Annotated in this window: 3 protein-coding genes and 1 rRNA gene; 1 reads left to right on the plus strand and 3 read right to left on the minus strand. The window is 58.8% G+C overall.

The window, feature by feature from the left end:
• Window positions 1-343: 343 nt before the first annotated feature.
• Window positions 344-1,885, plus strand: a 16S ribosomal RNA gene (locus H5U08_RS08560).
• 213 nt (window positions 1,886-2,098) lie between these two features.
• On the opposite strand, the gene cls is transcribed toward H5U08_RS08560, so the two are convergent.
• From cls to H5U08_RS08575, 3 genes are all read right to left on the minus strand, one after another.
• Complete coding sequence (gene cls / locus H5U08_RS08565; protein WP_297032171.1) at window positions 2,099-3,655, minus strand: cardiolipin synthase; 1,557 nt, start codon at window positions 3,653-3,655, stop codon at window positions 2,099-2,101.
• 57 nt (window positions 3,656-3,712) lie between these two features.
• Window positions 3,713-4,630 carry a carbohydrate kinase gene (locus tag H5U08_RS08570; RefSeq protein ID WP_297032173.1) on the minus strand — a complete coding sequence of 306 codons (918 nt, stop codon included), beginning with the start codon at window positions 4,628-4,630 and terminating at the stop codon, window positions 3,713-3,715.
• Between the two features lie 63 nt (window positions 4,631-4,693).
• Window positions 4,694-5,602, minus strand: coding sequence for an alpha/beta hydrolase (locus tag H5U08_RS08575; RefSeq protein ID WP_297032175.1), 909 nt, complete (start codon window positions 5,600-5,602; stop codon window positions 4,694-4,696).
• Window positions 5,603-5,907: the final 305 nt, after the last annotated feature.

Below are 5,907 nucleotides of genomic sequence, written 5' to 3' on the forward strand. Positions count from 1 at the left end.
GCCAAACGGTTGGGGCGAAACCCCCCTTGATCAGGTCACGACAAAGGGTTAAGATTGAATAGAACGATCGAGGGGGCAACGGGAAATGAAAGACAAAGCCCCCCGTTGACGATAGAAAGTCGAGGGGTAGAATAAAAAATGCCCGACGCGAAAAGGCGGAGGGTCAATCGAATAAATGATCTTTGACAATTCGGTAGCGTGAGGTTCACAGCCCCTGAAAGCGACGGTTCAGCCGAAAGCTTTCAGAGCTGCTCTGGGCGACCTGGAGCAGCAAGTGATCAAGCCTTTCCTTGTTGCTAGCCATGTCCGAACGCGGTCAACGCGGGAGGACTAAGCAAACAATTAAGTGAAGGGTTTGATCCTGGCTCAGAGTGAACGTTGGCGGCGTGGATTAGGCATGCAAGTCGTGCGACGAGGCCCGCAAGGGTGCTCGAGCGGCGAAAGGGAGAGTAATGCATGGGTAACCTGCCCTTGGGACTGGGATAGCCGCGGGAAACTGCGGGTAATACCAGATAACGTCGCAAGCCTTCGGGTTTGCGACCAAAGGTGCGAGTCCGCCCGAGGAGGGGCCCATGTCCTATCAGCTAGTTGGTGGGGTAACGGCTCACCAAGGCTACGACGGGTACGGGGTGTGAGAGCATGTCCCCGCTCACTGGGACTGAGACACTGCCCAGACACCTACGGGTGGCTGCAGTCGAGAATCTTCGGCAATGGGCGCAAGCCTGACCGAGCGACGCCGCGTGCGGGACGAAGGCCGTTTGGTTGTAAACCGCTGTCAGGGGGGAGGAAATGTCGGTCCTCAGGGCCGGCTTGACCTATCCCCAGAGGAAGGACGGGCTAAGTCCGTGCCAGCAGCCGCGGTAAGACGGACCGTCCGAACGTTACTCGGAATTACTGGGCTTAAAGGGTGCGTAGGCGGCCTCGCAAGTCGGGTGTGAAATCCCTCGGCTCAACCGAGGAATTGCGCTCGATACTGCGGGGCTCGAGGGAGATAGAGGTGAGCGGAACTTGCGGTGGAGCGGTGAAATGCGTTGATATCGCAAGGAACACCGGAGGCGAAAGCGGCTCACTGGGTCTCTCCTGACGCTGAGGCACGAAAGCTAGGGGAGCGAACGGGATTAGATACCCCGGTAGTCCTAGCCCTAAACGATGAGCACTAGACCGAGGAACTCTCCATGGTTTCTTGGTCGTAGGGAAACCGTTAAGTGCTCCGCCTGGGGAGTATGGTCGCAAGGCTGAAACTCAAAGGAATTGACGGGGGCTCACACAAGCGGTGGAGGATGTGGCTTAATTCGAGGCTACGCGAAAAACCTTATCCCGGTCTTGACATGCACGGATTAACCCCGTGAAAGCGGGGCCACGCCTCTCTGAGGTGGAACGTGCACAGGTGCTGCATGGCTGTCGTCAGCTCGTGTCGTGAGATGTCGGGTTAAGTCCCTTAACGAGCGAAACCCCTGTCGCTAGTTGCCAGCGGGTCATGCCGGGCACTCTAGCGAGACTGCCGGTGTTAAACCGGAGGAAGGTGGGGATGACGTCAAGTCCTCATGGCCCTTATGACCGGGGCTGCACACGTCCTACAATGGCGCGTACAAAGGGAAGCAAACCCGCGAGGGGGAGCAAATCCCAAAAAGCGCGCCCCAGTTCAGATTGCAGGCTGCAACCCGCCTGCATGAAGCCGGAATCGCTAGTAATCGCGGATCAGCATGCCGCGGTGAATGTGTTCCTGAGCCTTGTACACACCGCCCGTCAAGCCACGAAAGTGGGGGACATCCGAAGTCGCCGGGCTAACCCGAAAGGGAGGCAGGCGCCGAAGATGGACTCCGCGATTGGGACTAAGTCGTAACAAGGTAGCCGTAGGGGAACCTGCGGCTGGATCACCTCCTTTCTAAGGATTTCAGCCACCCCGAGCTTCGCTCGGGGGACATGGAGCGGTTGACCGTCGCCCAAAGGGCTGTGAACCTCACGCTACCAAAATTTTTTTATGCGCTTTTCCTTCGTTCTCATCCCCATGTCGAAACGGTATCTCACTTTGCCGGCGCCAGTTCACTCGAACGCGTTCGCTGTTTCGACATCCTGGGTTGAATCGCCATCCACACTGTCACAGTAAAGGACTGAGCAACTTCGCCATGTGGATAGCCAGATTGCGCGCCCAACCCGGCGATGGTGGATCTTCCGGCGAAGACTTTTTCGATCGCTCGATATACCGCTTCTGCAGTTCTCGAAGCTCCTCGACCGCGTCCGGCGTGTAAATGAGCAGGTTCACCTCGAAATTGAGGTGGAACGATCGGATGTCGTAATTGGCCGATCCAAAGAGGGCGACCTGGTTGTCGATGGTGAGCGTCTTCGCGTGAAGAAGGCCGTCGGGAAAGAAATAAACATGCACTCCGAATTCGCGGAGACGCCGCCAGTGAAATTCTCCGGCGGCATCGACGATGGGGTGGTCCGACCGCCGAGGCAGAACGAGTTGCACGTTCACTCCGCGGAGTGCCGCCAGCCGGAGGGCGAGTGAAAGGGGTTCGTCTGGTACAAAGTACGGCGAAGTCAGAATGATTTCTCGCTCGGCAAGAAAGATCGCCTTCACGAGAAGGTCCTGAAAGCGTTCTGTGGGAAGGTCCGGACCGCTGGGAAGTATTTGCAGGATGGTGTTCCCCCCGCCGCTGATCGGTGGAAAAAAGCGCGGTTCGTCGAGCCACTCTCCGGATTCGTAGAACCAGTCTTCCAGAAATAAAAGTTGCAGGTGATGGACAGCGGGCCCAACGATTCGGGCGGTCACATCGTACCATGGCCCGGCCTTGCGATGTCCGTAGCGCGGTTCCACGATGTTCTGCGAGCCCACGTAAGCCACCCGGCCGTCCACGATGGCAATCTTGCGGTGGTTGCGAAGATCGATCCGAGAAAAAGGAATGCGGTAGATCCGCACAGGGAGCGCCGCCCGCACATCGATGCCCGCACGTCGCATGGCAGGGGCCAGTGTTCGTAACATATGCCGGGAGCCCACGGCGTCCACCAGAACGCGGCAGGCCACGCCACGCTGTCGTGCTCGGGCCAGCGCCTCGGCCACGCGTCGGCCCACCACATCATCGCGGAAAATATAGTAAAGCAGGTGGACGTGATCTGTCGCCGAGTCAATCTCCGCGATCAGCCTGTCGATAGTCAGAAGCGAATCGGAAAGGTACGAAATCTCGTGGTGGGGAGTCGCGGGAAAACCCGTGAGCCGGGCGGCAAGGTCGGCCAAAGATCGCAGCGGGCCAGGGAGTAACTCCTCCACCCGGCGGCTCAGCCGCTGATGAAAGGCAGTCTGGGATCCTTCCATCTCCGCAGACTGTCCCGGCATGTCCTCGTCCTCGTCGGGGAGTTCCAGGGGGACTGATGAGGAGTTATCGGAAGTGACAAGCCGAGATCCCACGCGGGGGGCGTTAAGACTTTCCAGGCTCTGCCACTGGCTCTTGCGGAGTTGCAGCCGTTTCCGGCCTAATCGCGTTTCTCCCACGACCAGGTAAAGAATTGCCCCCAACCATGGGGCAAAGAACACGAGGGTCAACCACGCCAGGCATGTGGATGGGCGTTCTTTCCGCAGGACAATGACCGGGAGCATCACCAGGCGGATCGCCCATTCCGAAAGTACCCAGTATGTTGTCCAGTTTGCCCAGTCCATTCCATTACACGTGACTGCGTACGACAGGTTCACCCGCCGATAGACGACATGCTGTGTTCACGCCAACGATGGCTTGTGCCCGAACTGCTCCAACAACCGGCGGTATTCCTCGGCAACCGGGGGCATGGCCCCAGGAAGTGACGCGACAAGCGCTCCGACTCTGTTGGCAAAGTTGGCCTGCTTCGCGACATCCCATCCCTGAAGCCGTGCGGCGATCCAGGCGGCGGTGAATGCATCTCCAGCCCCGACGGTGTCCGCCACCTTCACCTCGATGCCGGGTGCTTCCGCCCAGCCCGTTCGATCTACGACCAGACACCCGCGGGCACCCCGCGTCACGCAGGCTCCCTCGAGGCCGAAGTGCTCCAAAAGCCACTGGCACCATGCCAGTTCCGTTGTTCCGGGGAGTTCCAGCAAATGGTGAAGGACGCGAGCTTCTTCGTCGTTAAACTTGACGAGGCTGGCGAGCCGGAGGGATCGCTCGACGATTCCGCGGTTGTAATAATTCTGTCGCAGGTTGATGTCATAAACGACCAGTCGCTTTGATTTTTCTCCCTCGAGAAGGGCCCCGACCGTTTCTCGCGAACGAGGGCTTCGCTGGGCAAGCGTCCCAAAACAGACGGCAACCGCCGACTGTACAGCGGCCCGCCACTGGGGCGTCACTTCCATGAAATCCCAGGCGACGTTTTCGTGGATGATAAACTGCGGATGGTCCGGCCGGGACACATCCACGGTCACCGTACCCGTGGGATGGTGAGGATCACGCTGAATCCAATCGGTCCTCAACCCTTTTTGGGCAAGCCAGTGCACGAGCTTTTCACCGCGTTCATCCGCCCCAACGCGGGAGAGGACCCCTCCCTGGTAGCCCAGTTGTGCCGCGTGGTAGGCGAAATTGGCGGGAGCACCGCCCGGGCGCTCTTCATCGGGAAAGCAGTCCCACAATACTTCCCCCAGTCCCAAAATCAGGGATTGGCCCATCGCTTTGGCCTTTCCATACGATCGTCTTTGAGGAACAAACGCACTCAGATTTCGGCCGCTGTCCTATGGTCGGTCCAGCAGTCCGCGGACTTTCAGCCAGGCCTTGAGGCACTCCGGCCATAACTCGGTTCCGGGAACACCGGCGGCCAGACCGAGGCCGTGCCGACCCTTCTCGAAAATGTGCAGCTCTGCCGGGACGCCCGCTTTTCGCAGCGCCAGGTAAAACGCGACACTGTTTTCCGGCGGTACGCCGGTGTCTTCATTGGTGTGGAACAGGAAGGTCGGCGGCGTCTGCGGGGTGACCTGTTTTTCATTGGAAAGGCTTTTTACCAGTTCGGGATCGGGATTATCGCCCAAGAGATTCCGCATCGACCCGCGATGCGTGAACGGTTCATCAAAGGCAATAACAGCATAACACAGAATCGCGAAATCGGGGCGGCAGCTCACCCGGTCGATTGGGTCGGGGGCGTCGGGCTGACCTGCATCGAAATGGGTCGCCGCCGTGGACGCCAGGTGTCCGCCCGCAGAGAATCCCATGACACCAATCCGATCGGGTTTCACGCCGAATTCGTCGGCTCGGGCCCGGACCAGCCTGATCGCCCGCTGGACATCGAGCATCGGCGCCGGGTGCATGTATCCTTTGTTGCGATGGCGATAGTCAAGTATAAAAGCGGCCACGCCAAAGCTGTTGAACCACTGGGCGATCTGGTGTCCTTCATGGTCCATTGCCAGGGCCCCATAGCCCCCACCTGGACATACCACCACACCGGTTCCCACAGCTTTTTCTGCAGCAGGAAGATACACGATCAGGCCCGGTTTGTCTTCCGGCCGGTCACCCTTAGCGAGGGGAGCGCCCTGCGGCCAAAGAAGAATTTTTTGAGGCTCTTCCGCGTTGACCAATCTCGTGGACAGAACCAAAAAACAGATCGCCGCGAGCACATTGGGATTGCAAAATCTCGACTGTTTCCTCATGGTGCACTCCTCCTCGATGGGGCCTCCAAACAAGGACATTCAAGACCTACTAAGCTTATAGCGTATCACTGAGCACTAGCCGTGGCTATACGGTTGGAGGCTGACGCATCCTCACTTTGTCTCCGCGAGGAAAGAGGTGTGAATCTCGGCAACGTTTTGAGAGGGGGAGATGCAGCTCGGCGGGACCTCTTCCGAAGGACCCCGCTTGTCGGGTCCGTTTTTTTTTGGAGTTTTTTTCGGAGGGACCCGCTTGTCGGGTCCGCTCTCGCAGGTTCGATAATCCATTCTGACTCACCGGGCACGAC

The sequence above is a fragment of the Thermogutta sp. genome, from assembly GCF_014359955.1.
Taxonomy (GTDB): domain Bacteria; phylum Planctomycetota; class Planctomycetia; order Pirellulales; family Thermoguttaceae; genus Thermogutta.

Excerpts from the sequence above, each read along its gene's own strand:
- H5U08_RS08575 (WP_297032175.1), bottom strand. The coding sequence starts at position 5,602 with ATGAGGAAACAGTCGAGATTTTGCAATCCCAATGTGCTCGCGGCGATC.
- H5U08_RS08570 (WP_297032173.1), bottom strand. The coding sequence starts at position 4,630 with ATGGGCCAATCCCTGATTTTGGGACTGGGGGAAGTATTGTGGGACTGC.
- cls (WP_297032171.1), bottom strand. The coding sequence starts at position 3,655 with ATGGACTGGGCAAACTGGACAACATACTGGGTACTTTCGGAATGGGCG.